This window comes from Burkholderia sp. KCJ3K979 (assembly GCF_016759955.1).
Taxonomy (GTDB): Bacteria; Pseudomonadota; Gammaproteobacteria; order Burkholderiales; family Burkholderiaceae; genus Burkholderia; species Burkholderia orbicola.
In genome coordinates this window covers 1-465 of record NZ_JACFYV010000471.1, presented here as the reverse complement: position 1 = coordinate 465, position 465 = coordinate 1, and the positions used below count along the sequence as shown (strand labels likewise).

Annotated in this window: 1 pseudogene; it reads left to right on the top strand. The window is 48.8% G+C overall.

The window, feature by feature from the left end:
- Nucleotides 1-187: 187 nt before the first annotated feature.
- Nucleotides 188-425 (top strand): annotated as a pseudogene (locus H3O04_RS35685) (transposase domain-containing protein); the annotation flags it as partial.
- Between the last annotated feature and the right edge of the window lie 40 nt (nt 426-465).

Below are 465 nucleotides of genomic sequence, written 5' to 3'. Positions count from 1 at the left end.
GAGTGGGTAATGCTGATATGACCCCTTTAAATTCACATTGCATTTTTAATCACCTTCACTTAACTGCATAATGGGATACCTAGTACACCATCAAGTACAAAGATTATCCAACAGAAAAGAAGCACAATGTGAAGATTATCAAAAAAAAACCATCAGAAAGCTGTCATGCCGCTCAGTTAAGGATCGGTTGATCGATCCAGTGTCCAGTTACTATTCTCTGCGTAACCCTCTGCGACTATCTTGCCCCGGAACTGATTACCCACAGCCCTGAAGAGTCCGACACTGTCACGCTACGCAAACGGCGTCTTCCTCTGGAAATGATGGCCTGGTGAATTATCAGTATGGCCCATGAGCGTAAGGAACCTTCACCAGATTGTGAACCGGCTGGACACATGCTGCCAGGTAGTCGCCCCTTTGTCGCGCCGTGATCCATGCCCAGCAGGGCCAGGAAGCGGGGCCGTACGC